Source organism: Agrobacterium sp. M50-1 (genome assembly GCF_049843495.1).
GTDB classification, from domain to species: domain Bacteria; phylum Pseudomonadota; class Alphaproteobacteria; order Rhizobiales; family Rhizobiaceae; genus Agrobacterium; species Agrobacterium radiobacter.
This window is the reverse complement of sequence record NZ_JBBHZH010000002.1, coordinates 164,684-182,073: the sequence shown is the minus strand read 5'-3', so window position 1 is coordinate 182,073 and position 17,390 is coordinate 164,684. Positions and strand designations below refer to the sequence as shown.

Annotated in this window: 18 protein-coding genes and 3 tRNA genes; 8 read left to right on the top strand and 13 right to left on the bottom strand. The window is 59.1% G+C overall.

The genetic code is table 11. From position 1 onward, the window contains the following. Positions 1-104 precede the first annotated feature (104 nt). The 6 genes from WDZ78_RS04975 to pcsA all read right to left on the bottom strand — a co-directional run bounded on the left by WDZ78_RS04975 (position 105) and on the right by pcsA (position 6,663). The gene (locus WDZ78_RS04975; protein ID WP_020012805.1) at positions 105-842 is read right to left on the bottom strand and encodes a FadR/GntR family transcriptional regulator; all 738 of its coding nucleotides are present in this window, start codon (positions 840-842) and stop codon (positions 105-107) included. 212 nt (positions 843-1,054) lie between these two features. Next, entirely contained in the window at positions 1,055-2,128 is a 1,074-nt protein-coding gene (locus WDZ78_RS04970; RefSeq protein WP_003508013.1) for a BMP family ABC transporter substrate-binding protein, read from the bottom strand. Between the two features lie 35 nt (positions 2,129-2,163). Next, entirely contained in the window at positions 2,164-3,084 is a 921-nt protein-coding gene (locus WDZ78_RS04965) for an ABC transporter permease (protein ID WP_425672695.1), read from the bottom strand. Beyond that, positions 3,084-4,175, bottom strand: coding sequence for an ABC transporter permease (locus tag WDZ78_RS04960; RefSeq protein WP_425672469.1), 1,092 nt, complete (start codon positions 4,173-4,175; stop codon positions 3,084-3,086). Before WDZ78_RS04960 ends, WDZ78_RS04965 begins: the two co-directional genes overlap by 1 nt. Then, the gene (locus WDZ78_RS04955) at positions 4,165-5,724 is read right to left on the bottom strand and encodes an ABC transporter ATP-binding protein (RefSeq protein ID WP_020012808.1); all 1,560 of its coding nucleotides are present in this window, start codon (positions 5,722-5,724) and stop codon (positions 4,165-4,167) included. Before WDZ78_RS04955 ends, WDZ78_RS04960 begins: the two co-directional genes overlap by 11 nt. A 213-nt stretch (positions 5,725-5,937) precedes the next feature. Beyond that, positions 5,938-6,663, bottom strand: coding sequence for a phosphatidylcholine synthase (gene pcsA, locus WDZ78_RS04950; protein WP_425672694.1), 726 nt, complete (start codon positions 6,661-6,663; stop codon positions 5,938-5,940). Positions 6,664-6,872: 209 nt separating this feature from the next. Between pcsA and WDZ78_RS04945 the strand changes: the two genes are divergently transcribed. Beyond that, positions 6,873-8,081 (top strand): UbiH/UbiF family hydroxylase, encoded by a 1,209-nt coding sequence (locus WDZ78_RS04945; RefSeq protein WP_425672468.1) that lies wholly within the window; start codon positions 6,873-6,875, stop codon positions 8,079-8,081. Here WDZ78_RS04945 and WDZ78_RS04940 read toward each other — a convergent pair. Both WDZ78_RS04940 and WDZ78_RS04935 read right to left on the bottom strand, forming a co-directional pair. After that, on the bottom strand, positions 8,065-9,003 hold the full coding sequence (locus WDZ78_RS04940) for an AEC family transporter (RefSeq protein WP_425672467.1): 939 nt from the start codon (positions 9,001-9,003) through the stop codon (positions 8,065-8,067). The two genes, WDZ78_RS04945 and WDZ78_RS04940, sit on opposite strands and share 17 nt — an antisense overlap. Before the next feature lie 34 nt (positions 9,004-9,037). After that, entirely contained in the window at positions 9,038-9,784 is a 747-nt protein-coding gene (locus WDZ78_RS04935; protein WP_020012812.1) for a cytochrome c biogenesis CcdA family protein, read from the bottom strand. A 282-nt stretch (positions 9,785-10,066) separates the two neighbouring features. Here WDZ78_RS04935 and WDZ78_RS04930 point away from each other — a divergent pair. Continuing rightward, positions 10,067-10,142: transfer RNA gene (locus WDZ78_RS04930), tRNA-Lys, on the top strand. A 310-nt stretch (positions 10,143-10,452) separates the two neighbouring features. Here WDZ78_RS04930 and WDZ78_RS04925 read toward each other — a convergent pair. Continuing rightward, the gene (locus WDZ78_RS04925; protein ID WP_425672466.1) at positions 10,453-11,715 is read right to left on the bottom strand and encodes a YcbK family protein; all 1,263 of its coding nucleotides are present in this window, start codon (positions 11,713-11,715) and stop codon (positions 10,453-10,455) included. Between the two features lie 156 nt (positions 11,716-11,871). Further along, a complete protein-coding gene (locus WDZ78_RS04920) occupies positions 11,872-12,312 on the bottom strand; it encodes a VOC family protein (RefSeq protein WP_003507992.1) in 441 nt (146 codons plus the stop codon). Positions 12,313-12,504: 192 nt separating this feature from the next. On the opposite strand from WDZ78_RS04920, the gene WDZ78_RS04915 reads away from it, so the two are divergent. Beyond that, positions 12,505-13,083 (top strand): cold-shock protein, encoded by a 579-nt coding sequence (locus tag WDZ78_RS04915; RefSeq protein ID WP_026364152.1) that lies wholly within the window; start codon positions 12,505-12,507, stop codon positions 13,081-13,083. Next, positions 13,083-13,565 (top strand): DUF192 domain-containing protein, encoded by a 483-nt coding sequence (locus tag WDZ78_RS04910; protein ID WP_425672465.1) that lies wholly within the window; start codon positions 13,083-13,085, stop codon positions 13,563-13,565. Before WDZ78_RS04915 ends, WDZ78_RS04910 begins: the two co-directional genes overlap by 1 nt. 60 nt (positions 13,566-13,625) lie before the next feature. Here the strand turns inward: WDZ78_RS04910 and WDZ78_RS04905 are convergent, their stop codons facing one another. After that, the gene (locus WDZ78_RS04905) at positions 13,626-13,874 is read right to left on the bottom strand and encodes a BON domain-containing protein (protein WP_003507987.1); all 249 of its coding nucleotides are present in this window, start codon (positions 13,872-13,874) and stop codon (positions 13,626-13,628) included. 213 nt (positions 13,875-14,087) lie between these two features. Here WDZ78_RS04905 and WDZ78_RS04900 point away from each other — a divergent pair, with 213 nt between their 5' ends. After that, on the top strand, positions 14,088-14,357 hold the full coding sequence (locus WDZ78_RS04900) for a DUF982 domain-containing protein (RefSeq protein WP_026364153.1): 270 nt from the start codon (positions 14,088-14,090) through the stop codon (positions 14,355-14,357). A 226-nt stretch (positions 14,358-14,583) separates the two neighbouring features. Then, a complete protein-coding gene (locus tag WDZ78_RS04895) occupies positions 14,584-15,726 on the top strand; it encodes a ceramide glucosyltransferase (protein ID WP_425672693.1) in 1,143 nt (380 codons plus the stop codon). Between the two features lie 53 nt (positions 15,727-15,779). Here the strand turns inward: WDZ78_RS04895 and WDZ78_RS04890 are convergent. Then, positions 15,780-15,856, bottom strand: a tRNA-Pro gene (locus WDZ78_RS04890). A gap of 267 nt (positions 15,857-16,123) precedes the next feature. Here WDZ78_RS04890 and WDZ78_RS04885 point away from each other — a divergent pair. After that, positions 16,124-16,429 (top strand): ETC complex I subunit, encoded by a 306-nt coding sequence (locus WDZ78_RS04885; RefSeq protein ID WP_003507982.1) that lies wholly within the window; start codon positions 16,124-16,126, stop codon positions 16,427-16,429. 48 nt (positions 16,430-16,477) lie between these two features. Further along, positions 16,478-16,554: transfer RNA gene (locus tag WDZ78_RS04880), tRNA-Arg, on the top strand. A gap of 453 nt (positions 16,555-17,007) precedes the next feature. Here WDZ78_RS04880 and WDZ78_RS04875 read toward each other — a convergent pair. Beyond that, entirely contained in the window at positions 17,008-17,163 is a 156-nt protein-coding gene (locus WDZ78_RS04875) for a hypothetical protein (protein WP_129565849.1), read from the bottom strand. Positions 17,164-17,390: the final 227 nt, after the last annotated feature.

The following is a 17,390-nucleotide window of genomic DNA, read 5'->3' as shown; positions in this document are numbered from 1 at the left end:
ACGGCGGCCCACTTAAGAAACCATGCAAATCTGCACCAAATTTCCGCACCGATTTTCATCAAACGTGATTGGGAGAGGGTCGCATCCCGCTCCCGCAGTTTGAGTTATCGTGGGGTATTGCGGGCAGTGAATTCCAGCACCTGCTGGCGGCCGTTTTCAATCAGCCTTTCCATTTCACGGCGCGCCGCTGCCTCATCGCGCAGGCGAAACGCCTCGACGAGCCTCAGGTGAGAGGCGGAGACATCGGAAATCTCATTGGGATCGGTGTCCGGGTTGCTCATCCGGAAAATGCCCACCAGAGCCGCCTTTATCAGCGAACCGACGGTGCGCATGAACGGGTTGCCCGACATTTCGGTGATGAGCACATGGAAGTTCATATCCGCAAGAGCGCGCTTTTCCTTGGAATAGGCCGTGTTGCCCATCTCGTTGGCATAGGCGGCTAGCTTGGCGATATCGCCGTCCTTTGCCCTGATAGCGGCAAGTCCCGCGCCATAGGGTTCGAAAGCCTGACGGATATCATAGAGATGCAGCAGGAACTCATCGCTGACGCCCGCCTCGAAATGCCATAGCAGCACTTCGCTGTCGAACATGTTCCAGCTCTCGCGCTCCGTCACCCGGGTGCCGATACGCGCCTTGGGGGAAATCATGCCCTTGGCGGTGAGCGTCTTCATCGCTTCGCGCAGCACTGTGCGCGACACTTTCAGCCGCTCCATCAGCTCGGCATCACCGGGAAGGATGTCACCCGTCTTGAAGGTGCCGGAGACGATATCGAGACCGAGCTTGTGAACGACCTGTGCATGATTTGTCCGCAGCTTTCGAAAACCGATCGCCGCATCGAGCATTCCGCGCTGCAAGTGCCATATCCTTCCGTGCGGTTGGCGATCTCGAAAAAATCGCGCCAGACGTGTGTATCTCAAGTCAGATTATAGTGAAAAACATCAAGTTGCGTGAAAAGCAAAGGCAAACTTCATCCATGCAGTAAAACGCATGAAAATAAGCAAGGCCGCACATGACACATGTGCGGCCTTGCTTCAATAAGAATAGATAATCCGCATTATTGCGGCAGCTTGTCGTCCACACCGGCAACGTAGAAGTTGAGGCCGAGCAGAACCTTGTCTTCAGCCTTTTCGCCCGCCTTCAGCCATTCCGAACCGTCCTGCTTCTTCACCGGGCCGGTGAAGGGGTGCAGTTCGCCCGACTTGATCTTGGCTTCGGTTTCCTCGGCCATCTTCTTCACGTCATCAGGCATGTTGGTGTAGGGCGCCATTGTCAGGATGCCGTCCTTCAGGCCGTCCCAGATGGATTCGGACTTCCAGGTGCCGTCCAGAAGAGCCTGCGTACGCTTGATGTAATATGCGCCCCAGGTGTCCTTGATCGCGGTCAGCTGCGTCTCCGGACCGGCCTTGATCATGTCCGAAGCCTGACCGAAGGCCTTGATGCCGCGTTCGGCTGCAACCTGCATCGGTGCTGTCGTGTCGGTGTGCTGCGTCAGGATGTCGACCCCCTGGTCGATCAGCGCCTTGGCGGCATCGGCTTCCTTGCCGGGGTCGAACCAGGTGTTGGCCCAGACGACCTTGACCTTGAACTCGGGATTGACGGACTGCGCGCCGAGAACGAAGGCGTCGATGCCCATCACCACTTCCGGGATCGGGAAGGACGCGATGTAGCCGGCGACACCCTTCTTCGACATCTTAGCGGCGATCTGGCCCTGAATGTAACGGCCTTCATAGAAGCGCGAATTGTAGGTCGCAACGTTTTCAGCGGTCTTGAAGCCGGTGGCGTGCTCGAATTTCACCTTGGGGAACTTCTGGGCGACCTTCACGGTCGCATCCATGAAACCGAAGGAGGTGGTGAACACCAGTTCGCAGCCGGAACGGGCCATGCGCTCGATGGCGCGTTCGGCATCCGGGCCTTCCGGAACGCTTTCGAGGAACGGCGTTTCGATCTTGTCGCCGAAGTGCTTCTGCAGCTCTTCGCGGCCGATTTCATGCGCCTGCGTCCAGCCGCCATCGGTGCGGCTACCGACATAGATGAAGCAGACCTTCTTGGCGTCGGCGGCTTCAGCGGAGGAAACAACGCCTCCAAGCGCCGCGATGGAAGCGGCAAGTGCGATGACCAGTTTTTTCATTTTTACCCCTGTTGGTTTGGAGACGTGAGAATGCTTCACCTGTCCGGCACGAAGGATTTGCCTAGGGATGCCGGTGTATTGATCAAGGTCGTACGGCGATTATGCGAGATGATGACCAGCACGACAATAGTTGCAAGGTAAGGTAGCGCCGAAAGCAGTTGCGACGGCACGCCGATACCGAATGCCTGCGCATGTAATTGCCCGATGGAGACGGCGCCGAACAGATAACCGCCCGCCAGAACCCGCCATGGACGCCATGACGCGAAAACGACGAGCGCGAGCGCAATCCAGCCGCGCCCGGCCGACATGTTTTCCACCCATTGCGGCGTATAGACGAGCGACAGCTGCGCACCGGCCAGACCGGCGCAGGCGCCGCCGAACATCACAGCCAGATAACGCGTGCGGATGACGTTGATGCCAAGCGCGTGGGCGGAAGCGTGACTGTCACCGATGGCGCGGATTTTCAGGCCCGCGCGGCTTTTGAACAGAAACCAGCCAGTGCCGAAAACCAGCGCGATGGACATGTAGAAGATCAGATCCTGCCGGAACAGCAAGGGGCCGACGAAAGGAATATCCGACAGCAGAGGAAAGACGATGGGCTGCAGCTTGACGCCGGGCAGGCCGACGAAACTTTCGCCCAGCATACCGGAAACGCCAAGACCCAAAATTGTGAGCGCGAGACCGGTCGCCACCTGGTTGGTGACGAGCGTCAGCGTCAGGAAGCCGAACAGCAGCGAGAAAAGCGCGCCGGAGGCGATGCCGGCCAGAATGCCGAGATAGGGAGACCCCGTCATATGGGCGGTCGCAAAAGCGCATACCGCACCCATGATCATCATGCCCTCGACGCCGAGATTGAGGACGCCGGAGCGCTCCGTCACCAGCTCGCCGGAGGCGGCGATAACCAGCGGCGTGGCGGCGGTGATGACGGTGAGGAGGATGGCCTGAAGCATATCCATCATGCCGCTCCTTGATTGTTATGCGCCTTGCCGGTGAAGACGACCCGGATGCGATAGAAGATCAGCGTATCGCAGGACAGCACGAAGAACAGCATCAGCCCCTGAAACACGCGCGTCACCTTGTCAGACACACCAATCGAAAGCTGCGCCGCCTCGCCGCCGAGATAGGTCAGCGCCAGCACCAGCCCGGAGAGGATGATGCCGAGCGGGTTGAGACGACCGAGAAAGGCGACGATGATGGCGGTGAAACCATAACCCGGAGAAATGCTGGGCTGGAGATGGCCGATGGAGCCGGAAGCTTCCGAAATGCCCGCAAGCCCTGCCAGCGCGCCTGACAGCAGCATCGAAAACCACACCATGCGGCTCGACGAGAAACCGGCGAACCGCCCTGCCCGCGCCGATTGGCCGAGAACCGTGACCTCGAAGCCCTTCAGCATGTAGCGCATCATGAACCACAGCGCGATTGCCGCGACGATGGCGAAAACGAAACCCCAATGCGCCCGGCCCGATGCCAGCATCTCCGGCAAGACGGCGCTATCGTTGAAGGGCTTGGTCTGCGGGAAGTTGTAGCCGCCCGGATCGCGCCAGATGCCGCGTGTCAGCCAGTCGAGAAACAGCTGCGCGACATAAACAAGCATCAGGCTGACGAGAATTTCGTTGGTGTTGAACTTCGTCTTCAAAAGTGCGGGAATTCCCGCATAAAGCGCGCCGCCGATGGCGCCCATCACCAGCATCAGCGGCAGGAGCATCGGCGAATGCCAGTCGGGATAAAGCACCGGCAGAATGGAGCCGGTGATCGCGCCGATGGTGAATTGCCCTTCCGCGCCGATGTTCCAGTTGTTGGAGCGATAACAGATCGACAGGCCAACGCCGATCAGGATCAGCGGTGCGGCCTTGATCGCAAGCTCGTGCAACGACCAGACTTCCAGCAGCGGTTCAACGAAAAAGGCGTAAAGTGCATGAGCCGGATTTTTGCCGAGCATGGCGAACATGACGGCGCCGACGAGCAGCGTCAGCACAAGCGCAAGAAGCGGCGAAAGAAGGGTGAAAAGCCGGGAGACCCCTGCGCGTTTTTCCAGTTCAATGCGCATGCTGGGCCGCTCCTGAATGTGACGTGTGAATGCCGCCCATCAAAAGGCCGATCTTTTCAAGCGTCATCTCTTCCACCGGATGAGCCTCTGAAAGCTTGCCGTCGGAAATGACCGCGATATTGGTGGCGACCTCGAAGATTTCGTCGAGATCCTGGCTAATGACAATGACGGCCGAGCCCGCCTTGGCAAGATCGACAAGCGCCTGGCGAATGCGGCTTGCAGCACCGGCGTCCACGCCCCAGGTCGGCTGGTTGACAACAAGCACGGTCGGCTGACGATCAAGCTCGCGCCCGACGATGAATTTCTGCAGGTTGCCGCCGGAAAGCGATCCGGCCAGCGGATCGGCCCCGCTCTTGCGCACATCCATCGTTTCGGAAATGCGCCGCGCCGCCGCCCTGATCGCCGAGCCCCTGACGATGCGCAGGAAACCGCCGGTCAGAAACGCCTTGCGGTCGGAACGCGCCCGCGCCAGCAGCAGATTGTCGGAAAGGCTCATGCCGGGAACGGCGGCGTGGCCGTGGCGTTCTTCTGGCACAAAACCCGCACCCATCAGGCGACGGCCATTGATGCCGATGCGACCGACGGGCTTGCCGCGCAGGTGAATGGCGTCGTTATTATAGACCGGATATTCGCCCGAAAGCGCATCGAACAACTCACCCTGCCCGTTTCCGGCCACACCGGCAATCGCCAGCACCTCGCCGGCGCGCACCTGCATGGAAATCGATTTCAGCGCCACGGCAAAAGGCGTGCGTGGCGCGACCGAAAGCCCCATGACCTCGATCTGCGGTTGCCCGAGCGCCTCGCCCGTCGGCCGCGAGACGCTTGCGACATCGCTGCCGACCATCATGCGCGCCAGCGATGCCGGCGTTTCCTTGCGTGGATCGCAGGCGCCCGTCACCTTGCCATGGCGCAGAACGGTGGCGCGATCACAGATGCGCTGCACCTCTTCCAGACGGTGGCTGATATAAAGCACCGAACGGCCTTCGGCCTTCAGCTTTGCCAGCGTCTCGAACAGCTTGTCGGCCTCCTGCGGCGTCAGCACCGAGGTCGGCTCATCGAGAATGATGAGGCGCGGGTTCTGTAGCAAGGCGCGGACGATCTCGATTCGCTGGCGCTCGCCAACCGAAAGATCGGCCACATGCGCATAGGGATCGAGCGGCAGGCCATAGGCCCGCGATAGCGTTTCCGCTTCCCTTGCGATTTCCTTCAGTGAAATTTTAGGGTCGAGCGACAGTGCGATGTTTTCAGCGACCGTCAGCGCCTCGAACAGGGAAAAATGCTGGAAGACCATGCCAATGCCGAGCTCGCGGGCCTCGCTTGGCGAACCGACGGAAACCGGCTGGCCCTGCCAGACAATATCACCCTCGGTGGGTGCGAGAACGCCGAACAGCATCTTGACGAGCGTGGATTTGCCCGCACCGTTTTCACCCAGAAGTGCGTGGATTTCGCCCGGCGCAATATCGAGATCAATACCGTTGCAGGCGGCGAAATTGCCGAACAGCTTGGTCAGCTTGCGAACGGACAGGAGAGGCACGGCCTCCGGCGCCAAAGTTCCAGTCACGAGTTCCCTCTCTCACCGACCATCCATGCCTTCTTCGAGGCGTTTCTAACGATCGCGGTCATTGTTCCCAATCGGACGCCAATGCGTATGCAATTTCATCCAATCAAGACTTATTGATAACGGTTTTGCTGCTGCGCACAACTGAAAAAGAAGCCGCTTAAATGCGATTTGCACAAGCAATAAACGGCTTTACCTTTTTTCTTATTTCGCACCGAGCGAGGGGAAAAACTGCAATATGCCACCGATGCAATAAAGATAGATGCCGCTGGCCACGAAGCCGATCACGGCCCAGCTCGGGGTTTCGAAGTGCCTCAGCAGCGCATAACCGCCAAGCGCACACCAGATGAACACGACAGCCAGATTGAGCGGCCGCAACCGCTTCACCCGAACGGGATGCAGGAAATTGATCGGCAGGAATGTCAGGAACACCGAGACGGTAACGACGATCATGGCCGTCGTTGCGCTGGCGTCCATGACGAACAGGGTGAACACCACCATGTTCCACACCACCGGAAAGCCGGAGAAGAAATATTCATCCGTCTTCATGCCCATGTCGGCATAATAGATGGCGCTCGACACCACGATCATGCCGGCCGCCACGAAGGACAGCGGCTCGCCGATCATGCCGCTCTGGTAGAGCGCAAAGGCGGGCAAGAGCACATAGGTGACGTAGTCGATGATATTGTCGAGCGTATCGCCGGACCAGTTGGGCAGAACTTCCTTCACCCGCACCTTACGGGCGATGGGTCCGTCGATACCATCGACCAGAAGCGCAAGCCCCAGCCACCAGAACATGTCGACGAAACGGTGTTCAGCCGCGGCAACGACGCCGAGAAAGGCCAGAAACGAACCGGAAGCCGTAAGCATATGAACGGAAAAGGCGCGGATTTCCGCGTAGGGAACACGCTTGTAGTTGAAAATTTTCATGGTCAGCGTCTGCGCCCCGTTTTTCATCCGCCCTGCTTATTCCGGTATGCGGCCATTCACCACGCTTTGCAACCGGCTCAATCCGCTTATCCTAGGACTAATATAACAGGGCGACCAACGAATCTTCGCAACCGGATGTTCCGGAGCCGAAGTGGATTTACCCGCGCAAAGCCATTATGATGCTTTGGAAATAACAACGGATCAGGACCATGAGACACTTCGATATCGCCATAACAGGTGCGGGACTTGCGGGCCAGATCGCGGCCATCGCGCTGGCGCGGGCGGGCCGCCATGTGGCGCTCATTGCACCCTCGAGCGAAAGGAAGGACCAGCGCACCACGGCGCTGATGGACCAGTCCATCCGCTTCATGGACCGTCTCGGCCTCTGGTCACGAATCGCGCCATCAGCCGCACGCCTTTCCACCATGCAGATCATCGACGGCACCGAGCGCCTGCTGCGCGCGCCGACCGTGCAGTTCCGCTCCTCCGAAATCGGGCTCGATGCCTTCGGCTGGAACATTCCCAACGAGGCGCTGCTCGATGTTCTCAGCGAAGCTGTCGGGCAGGAACACAATATTACCCGCCTCGACGCCACGGCAGAAACGATAGACATCGGCAATGACCGCGTATCGGTGACGCTTGCGGACGGCGAAACGCTTTCGGCCGATTTCCTCATCGGCGCTGATGGCAGGAAGTCGATGGTGCGGGATGCGGCCGGCATCGGCGTCAAATCCTGGTCCTATCCGCAGACAGCCATTGTTTTGAACTTCGGCCATAGCCGGCCGCATGGCAATGTCTCGACGGAATTCCACACGCCAACCGGTCCTTTCACCCAGGTTCCCCTGCCCGGCAACCGATCCAGTCTCGTCTGGGTCGTTACCCCGCAACAGGCAGAGGAATTGACGGCGCTGCCGCTGGAAACACTCAGCCTCCGGGTCGAGGAGCGCATGCAATCCATGCTGGGCGCGGTCACCGTCGAGGACAGCGTGCAGGCCTGGCCGCTCTCTTCAATGACGGCGCACCGCTTCGGCAAGGGCCGCGTTGCCCTGATCGGCGAGGCCGCACATGGTTTTCCGCCCATCGGCGCGCAGGGGCTGAACCTCAGCCTGCGCGACATCATCGCGCTGACGGAACGGCTGGGCGCGGTCTCCGACCGACCGATTGCGGGCGATGCGGGCAGCAGCTTCGACCGCAGGCGGCGGGCGGATGTCTATAGCCGCACGCTCAGCGTCGATCTCCTGAACCGCTCCCTGCTTTCCGATCTCCTGCCGGTGCAGATGGCGCGCGCGGCGGGCCTGCACGTGCTCTCCGGCATCGGCACGCTCAGAAGCATGGTCATGCGCGAAGGCATCGAGCCCGGACGCGGGCTGAAGGCCCTGCCCTCGCTTTTATTCGGCAGCTTCAAAAAGGCTGGATGAAATACACCACGCCGGTCAGCGTGAAGACCGACAGAACCGTCGAAATCAGGATCGTCGCAGACGCCCTCTCCTGCCAGACGTGATATTGCTGGCCGATGACGAAGACATTCGTCGCGGTCGGCAGCGCTGCCAGCAGCACGGCCGAATAAATCCACACCGGCTCGAACCGCCCGAGCGATGAGAGCACTAGATAAGCGGCGAGCGGATGCAGGATCAGCTTTGCCGGCACGATATAGCTGATTTCCACCGGCACCCGTTTCATTGGCCGCAGCGCCAGCGTCACACCCATGGCAAACAGCGCGCAGGGTGCTGCCGATTGCGCCAGATAATCCACCAGCCGCTGCACCGCCTCTGGCGGCTGCCATGACAGCGATGCGGCCAGAAAACCGGCGATGACGGATACGATAAAGGGATGGGTGATGACCTTGCGCGCCACATCCAGCGCAAGCCTTGGCGGGGAGCGTTTGTCACCGCCGGCAACCGCCATCATCGCCGGCGCGACGATGAAATGGGCGGCGTTTTCAAGGCAGACGATCAGCGCGACGGGCACCGCCGCCTTCTCGCCAAGCGCCAGAAGCGCAAGGCCCGGCCCCATATAGCCGATATTGCCGTAGCTGGCCGCAAAACTCTGGATCGTGGTTTCGGCAAGGCTGTTTTTCCGCACGAACCGGCCGATCAGGAACACAGCCAAGAAAATGCCATAGGTGCAGGCGAGGCTGGCCGCGACGAAATCCATGCGCGCCAGCTCTTCAACCGGCGTTTTCGACACCAGCTTGAAAAACAGCGCCGGAAGCGCCGCATAGATGATGAATGTGTTCAGCCAGCCCATCGCCTCGACCGGCTGTTTCGTTAGGCGCGCCGCACCATAACCGATGAAGATCAGCCCGAAAAACGGCAAAAGCAATCCGACGATATCGGTCACTGTGTTTCCCCCGCAAGCAACTCCGGCGGGAGGCTTAACCGATTTTCATCAGGATCGGAAAGGTCTCCTGGAACCAGATCGCCACATTGGTGATAAAACCGGACATGAAGGCAAGACCGGTCAGCACCAGCAACACGCCCAGCAGCTTTTCCACGAGGCCGAGATGGCGGCGGAAGCGGACGAGGAAACGCATGAAGGAACCGGAAAACGCCGCGGCGATCCAGAACGGCACGGCAAGGCCCAGAGAATAGACGGCAAGCAGCGCCGCACCATCACCAACCGTATCACGCGCGGCGGCGACACCAAGGATCGCACCCAGAACCGGACCAATGCAGGGCGTCCAGCCGAAAGCGAAGGCAAGGCCCATGACATAGGCCCCCGAAAGCGTGGCGGGCTTGCCCGCCCCCTGAAACCGCGCTTCGCGCGAAAACAGGCCGATGCGGAAGACGCCGAGGAAATTCAGACCCATGAGAATGATGATGAAACCGCCGACCTTGGCGAGAATATCCAGGTTCTGACGCAGGAGCGTACCGATCGTCGAGGCCCCTGCTCCAAGCGCCACGAAAACAGTGGCGAAACCGAGCGTAAAGAAAAAGGCCGAAAACAGCACGGCCCTGCGAATCTCCGGCCGGGGTGCTGTATCTTCCGTCCTGAACTGCTCGACCGAAACGCCCGCCATATAACAGAGATAGGGCGGCACCAGCGGCAGGACGCAGGGCGACAGAAAGGAAAGAGCGCCGGCCAGAAGCGCGCTGAACAGGGAAATATCGGCAATCGACAAGAAAGAACTCCGCATCCCGCAAAGCCGCCGCGATTCCTGGGATTCGCCGCCGCTTCACGCTTCATTTTCATGCATGTCATTGCTGCAAAAGGATTTCACCCGTCTGGCCGACATGTCTGCAGCAGGTTTTATCCCCAGCCGCCCCCTCTCTCCAATCACCTTTTCGGGGGTGCGACAAAAAAAACCGGATTGATTGTAGAAAGCGCTTTTTTTGGGTTGACCGAACGGATCGCTCTACATATGTTCCGCGCACTTCCGAAGGGCAACCAAGCCCCGACACGGGAGAGCGTAGCTCAGCCGGTAGAGCAACTGACTTTTAATCAGTAGGTCCAGGGTTCGAATCCCTGCGCTCTCACCACCTCAAATCTACATTTTCTGATATTTTGCAAAGAGTTATCACCGCTAGTGACAGGACTCTGATGTGAGCGGAAAAGATGGTTTGCAGTCTTAGACTGTATCCATTGCAAGCCTGGTTTCAGAATACCCACTGCGCGCATCAATCAGGCAACCGGCCCCCACACCGCGTAGCAACAATCAGGGCTATCGGCTCAAACACTAACTCCCCAGCACGACCGGACCGTCTCTAAAACGTTTGGAACAGTCTGCAGGCATAAATTTCAGGCTCGGAAAGCATCGGGTTTTGATATTCCTGCAAGCCCGGCCAGAGATCATTTGCGCGCAGCGGTACGGCGGCAGCGCCAGTTCCAGTCTCTTGGCTCACCCGTGTCCATATGGACCGATTCGGTGTGGCAATAGGTGCCCACGCCGCCGCGCTCCGGCAGGGAACGCAGATAGGTCGCAAGCTCCCATTTGGAGACGCCCTTGATCTGGATGTCGGCGGCATCGCAGGTATAGTGCTTGGAGCCCTGCCTTACGCCCTTTGGCGGACGATAGCCCGAGGTGACGATCGCCGGGCTGTTGTAGTGGCGCTCGACATCCTTGATCATCCGCACCAGTTCCGGCTTGAAGCAGCCAACTTCGACGCGATCCGTCTGCAGGAAAAGCCCATTCGGGGCGACGCGGCTCAGGCCGGAGAGCGAGGCGAGCTTCATCAGGCCCGTCGGCTGGTCATCCTCTTCATCGAGGTGGGCGTCATCGAACTCGTCGGACATGACCGAGCGGCCGGAAAGCGCAATGCCCATCGTCCCGTCCGCGGCCCCGGGCAATGATGCGACCTGCGTATTGCCCGCCGTGCCGCTTTCAATCATCTTGGGCAGGCGCTTCTTGGCCGCGCCGGCGAAAAATGCCGCAAGCGTCACGCCCTTACCGTCGCCTCCCTGCGCCTCGCCCGCCATCTTGGCAGCGTCTGCGGCCGGCTGCGCCGCAACAGCCGCAAGCTGTTCCGAGGCGGACTGCGGCGCGGGCACAGGAACCGGCTGACGATTTTCGCTGTGCTGTTCCGCCGGCACATACCCGGCTGGCGGGACCTGGACCGGCGCTGATGCCGGCTGAGGCTGAGGTTGCGCCGCCTGCACGGGCGCCGAATAAACGCTGCTGACCGCAGGAATGATTTTGTGAGAAGGAGCGCCCGTCGCGCCGGGTGCACCCGCAGCACCAGCGGACGCTGCGGTGGAATAAATGCTTGTTGTTCCGGCGGAAATCGCCGTTGGCTGCGTTGTCAATCCGCCAATATCGGCGGCGGCGCCATAAGCCTGCGCCGGGCCGCCCGGCGCCTGCGGCTGGGCGGGCGCAGCCGCACCGGCCGCCGATGCCACGGCGGGATCAACATAATGTCCCGGTTGCGCGCCGGCGGCAGCGGCAGAAGCTGCGGTTTGCGGCTTCTGCTGTGCGGCAATTTCCGGCTTCCTGGCAGCGGCGGCCATCTCGTCGTCGGTCACCGCCGAAACACATCCGGAAAGCCCAAGCAGCGAAACCGCGACGACGAGACGCGGACGGACAAGGCGTCCTTTCGCGCTATCGACAGTTTTCATGGCTGGCCTCCGTATCTTGCATTTCCAACAGCAGCACGGGAACGGGCGCGTGTGCTTCCCCAAAACGGGACTGGCCGTTTCGATTCGCGGACTATGCCTCATCCCCTCGGGACAAGGCAAGAGCACCCGAAAACGCCGCTACTCACCGGAAAATCCCTACCAGGAACCGGTATTCTGCATAGATATCCACGGTTCGGCTGGTGCGAGGCTTTCGCCCTTCTGCAGAATTTCGAAGGAAATACCGTCAGGCGAACGCACGAAGGCCATATGTCCGTCGCGCGGCGGCCGGTTGATGACGATGCCGTTCTGCTGAAGCCGGGCGCAGAAATCGTAGATATTGTCGACCTCGTATGCCAGATGGCCGAAATTGCGGCCGCCGGTATAATCCTCGGTGTCCCAGTTATAGGTGAGCTCCAGGCACGGCGCCTTGTTTTCCTTTGCCGCAGCAATGTCGTCGCGCGCCGCAAGAAACACCAGAGTGAAGCGGCCTTTTTCGTTCTCGATTCGGCGTATTTCCGTAAGACCCAGGAGGTCGACATAGAATTTAAGTGATTCGCCAAGGTCTTTGACGCGAACCATCGTGTGCAGATACCGCATTTTATTCCTCTCCATTACACGGGTCCGAAGCCGATAAACGCGTGATGGCAAGCCCCGGACAAGGACGGCGACATAAAAGCAGCTGCGTAAATCAAAAACTAGGGCTTGCGTGAAACCGTTACCAAGATGTTAATCTGGCGCACAGGAATCAGTTGACCGGTGTATGGCGCGTAATCGAGGGGTTGGCAGGATATGGCTGATAGGATGTCATCGAAAACGATAGTCGATGTCGAGGACCTTTCGGGCGATGCCGTGGACCTGACCGAGATCACCGGCGTCGTGAAGTGGTTCGATGTCGCCAAGGGTTTCGGCTTCATCGTGCCTGACAACGGCACGCAGGATGTGCTGCTGCACGTCTCCTGCCTGCGCCGCGACGGTTACCAGACAATTCTCGAAGGCACGCGCATCGTCGCCCTCATCCAGCGGCGCGACCGTGGTTTCCAGGCTTTCCGCATTCTCTCCATGGACCAGTCGACCGCCGTTCACCCCTCGCAGCTGCCGCCGGTGCGCACCCATGTGCAGGTGACGCCTTCGAGCGGGCTTGAGCGCGCCATCGTGAAGTGGTTCAACCGCACCAAGGGTTTCGGCTTCCTGACGCGCGGCGAAGGAACGGAAGATATTTTCGTCCATATGGAAACGCTGCGCCGTTTCGGCCTGACGGAGCTTCGCCCCGGCCAGGTGGTGCTGGTGCGCTACGGCGATGGCGACAAGGGCCTGATGGCGGCGGAAATCCATCCCGACAACCCGGTTGCCATAGGGATGTCGCATTGATGCCCGGCCTGCGCCATATGGTGAAAAGCGCCGTTATGGCGCTTCTTTTTTTCACCCTCGCCGGCGCCGCCGAGGCTCAGGAACGCCAGACCTTCACGTCAGAGCCGCTCACCATTGAAACCGCTTCCGGGAAAACGCACGACTTCGTTGCCGAACTGGCGCTTGACGATGCCCAGCGCGCGCAGGGCCTGATGTTCCGCAAATCCATGCCGTCTGAAAACGGCATGTTGTTCGATTTCGGTGAGACGCGGGCTGTCGCCATGTGGATGCGCAACACCCTCATCCCGCTCGATATGCTGTTCATCGGCAGCGATGGCCGAATCACCCATATTCACGAAAACGCCGTTCCGCATTCGGAAGCGATCATCAGCTCCCGCGGACCGGTGAAATTTGTGCTTGAACTGAATGGCGGTGCCGCGAAACGTTCTGGCATCAAGCCCGGCGATATGGTTCGCAGCGCGCAAATCGGCAACCGGAAATGACATTGCCGCGTTATTGCGTGTGAATGAGCCGGACGAGGTTTCGCCCGGCTGGCGCAATATTCAGTAAACCGGCTCGATATGGCTCAGAATCCGGCAATTGGAAATGGAAGCGGCAAGATTGATGGCGATATCAATAGCCTCGACCGAATCGGCCGTGCCTTCCAGATAAATCACATCATTTTCGACACTTGCGGAAATGCGCGACTTTTCGAGCCCTGATTCGAAGGCCAGAGCCGAGGTGATAGCCTCGCATACGCCGGCCATGCGGTCTCCGAAGAAGCTTTCCTGAATGCCTGACAAATTAAACATATGTGTTCTCCTTCTTATGAACATACCAACGCCGTAGCGGTGGTTTTGTTCATCTCCGGTTCATCTATTTGTTCATCTTCCATTCATCTTGGAAAATTGGAACCCCCTGGCCGATCACATTTTAGGTGATCGGGAACCATTTCGTGAGGCGGGCATTTCGCGCATGGGAGTGTGAGAGGCTTTCAAGCCAGGTGAAACAGGGAGGAAAATGACATGCTGATTCACAGAACGGAGCCGTGTCACCACGCCGCGTGGATGAAACCGGTGGCGATCCATCTGCCGCTTTCGGCGGCCGTGGAAATCTACAGCCCGCTGGTGGCGCTTGATATGCTGATGTACCGCTGGCCCGAGGAACATGGGCCGGAATATGAGGAAGCGCGCAGGAACTGCCTCGATGCCATCGCCGGCAGATGCGACATCGAGAAAGCACGGGAATCGTTTCTCATCGCTAGCAGTCATGCCCATATCCTGAACGTCCACTAAAATTCATCGAGCATCATGACGATTGGGCCCTTCTATGCGGAGGGCTTTTCTTTTGCGCGGGGGCCATCGTGACGCCTATCATGCGCCTCTCATGCGCCGCTCGATCTCCCCGCTTGTCCGATCATGACATGTAACTGTCACGCAAACGTTATAATCGGCAGAGACGAATTCCATGGAATCGATTGGCGGGTGGACCGCCGAAAGCTTGGGAGTGGAACTGGCCAGCATGGAAACCGTTTTTGCCCTTTGCGCAATCCTGCTCCTCGCCTTCAATCTTCTCGGCATCGTTCTGGCCGGCTGGCGACTGACAAGACGGGATGCAGAAAACGATCTTGTCCGGAAAAAACCGCCTGTCTCGCTTGTCGTGCCGCTGCGCGGCGTGGAAAACTTCACGCCGCTGACGTTGTCGCGCGCCTTTGAGCTCAACTGGCCCGACTACGAGCTGTTATTCTGCGTCGCTGATGAATTCGATCCCGTGATCGAGGAAGTCCGCAAGGCCGAAGCCGCCTTTCCCACGGTTTCCACGCAATTGCTCATCGGTGACGATCGCATCAGCGCCAATCCGAAGCTGAACAATTGCGTCAAGGGCTGGCGCGCCGCCCGGCATGAATGGGTGATTCTCGCCGATTCGAACGTGTTGATGCCGAAATCCTATATAGCCACCATGATGTCGGCCTGGCAGAGCGATAGCGGGCTCGTCTGCTCGCCGCCGCTCGGTTCACGGCCTGCGGGTTTCTGGGCGCATGTGGAATGCGCCTTCCTCAACGGCTCGCAGGGCCGCTGGCAATATGCGGCGGAAGCGATCGGCATGGGTTTCGCGCAGGGCAAGTCGATGTTGTGGAACAAGCCGTTCCTGGAAGACAATGGCGGCATTCGCGCGCTGGCCGCCGAAATCGCCGAAGACGCCGCCTCGACGAAGCTGGTGCGAAGCGCCGGCCGCAAGGTGCACCTGGTCTCCGCCCCCTTCGAGCAGCCGCTCGGCAAGCGCCATGCCGGCGAAATCTGGTCGCGCCAGACCCGCTGGGCGCGGCTGCGACGCGTGACCTTCCCGCAATATTTCGCACCGGAAATCCTGACCGGCGCGCTTCCCCCGCTTCTCTTCGCGCTCGCCGCCGCTGCGATGATGGACGCGAACCTCGCCGCAACCGCCTTTGCCGTCCTTTCCCTCATGTACGTGCCGGAACTCGCGCTCGCCGCCCTCAACCGCTGGCCGGTTTCGCTCTACACGCTGCCGGCCATGATCAGCAGGGATATGATCATGCCCGTCGTCTGGGCCCGCAGCTGGATCGGCAGCGCAGTGGCATGGCGTGGCAATGTCATGACGATCGGCACGGCCGAGAGCAAACTGGCTGGTCCGTCAGCGGAATAAATTGTCATCTTTGGGATAGGGTTACGCCGGAAAGCTGATGTTTTGCTTTAAAATGGTCGGAGTGGAGAGATTCGAACTCCCGACCCTCTGGTCCCAAACCAGATGCGCTACCAGACTGCGCTACACTCCGCCGAGGCGATGGCTGGGGAATACACGGTTCATTCGCAGTCCGCAACAGGGAAATTCATCTTTGTTCAACCGCGGCCCCGACGGGCAAAACATGACGCCGCAACGGCGCAGTGCGATCGGGCTGCAAGGGGATAATCGTCTTGACTCTCACCTGAAGTCAGTCCATTTCAAATTCAACGTTCCTGACACGATTTGGTTATTCTATTCAGGTACGTGATGAATAATTCGGGGGCGTTGCGCCCCGCTGTCCAACCGGAGCAGTTTCGACATGTCTGCGAAGATTTACCGCCCTGCAAAAACCGCCATGCAATCCGGCAAGGCGAAGACCAATGTCTGGGTTCTGGAATTCGACGCCGAGGTTCCGCGCAAGATCGATCCGATCATGGGCTACACCTCCAGTTCAGACATGAAGCAGCAGCTCAAGCTGACATTCGAGACCCAGGAACAGGCCGAAGCCTATGCCCAGCGCAAGGGCATCGAATACCGCGTCATCCAGCCGAAGGAAGCGACCCGCAAGGTGGTTTCCTACACCGACAATTTCCGTTTCAACCGCACCCAGCCCTGGACGCACTGAAACATCAAGACCAAAGTCTTTGCCGGAGTATCGATTGCCCGGCATGATGGCCCCTTAGCTCAACTGGATAGAGCAACTGCCTTCTAAGCAGTAGGTCGCAGGTTCGAGTCCTGCAGGGGTCGCCAATCTTTTCAATTACTTAGCGGCACTTCCTGAATCATCAGTTTGCAGTTTTCTGACGCAGTTTGCAGAATTAGTTCTGCGGGCGTTCTTGTGGTGCAACTTTTTGTTGATTTTCCTCTTGCGCGAATCGGTGCCGACAACCATCTCTCAATACAACCAGAGACAGCCGCGCATGAGGGGGCCACTTGGCTGTTCAAACTGGAAACACCCTCAAAAAGTCTGGCGGGCGATACGCGGTTACCCAAGACTTCGCCCAGAGATATAGGAGCTCCTTATGGATGCATCTTTGCTTCTCGAAGCCAGTCAGTCCGAACGGTCGTTTCGGTTGAAGCTTGACCTGAAGGTCAGTACGGCTTTGATCCTCGGCTGGCTCGGCCTGTAATGCAGAAGCCTCTCCTGCTCGCGCGGGGGAGGCTTTTTAGCACCAAATACAGAGCGGACCTACGCGAGGGTGCCTACCCCTGCCCCATCAACGTGAAATACCCCCACGCGGCCACAAAAAACGCGATGACAGCCGCAATCGTCAAAGCCTTCCTGGCTTTCGGCCCCAACGGTTCGCGCGGCTTCTTCGGCGGCACCGGTTTGCGGAACTTCACCACATTGTCGTTCATTTCATCATCGTCCTGAATGTCACTGCTGAAAGCTCAGCGGCGTTTATGGCATCGATATTTCCGGATTTATCTCTAGCAGACCAGAACTATCATAAATATTACCAAGTTTTCACTTCACCCTTACGGCAAGCTATGTCACTTCCCACAATCAGAGGAATACAACGGCGACAGATGGACGGACAAACCGGAGAGCGGAAACAACCCTCTGTGGTATTTTGAAATTTGCG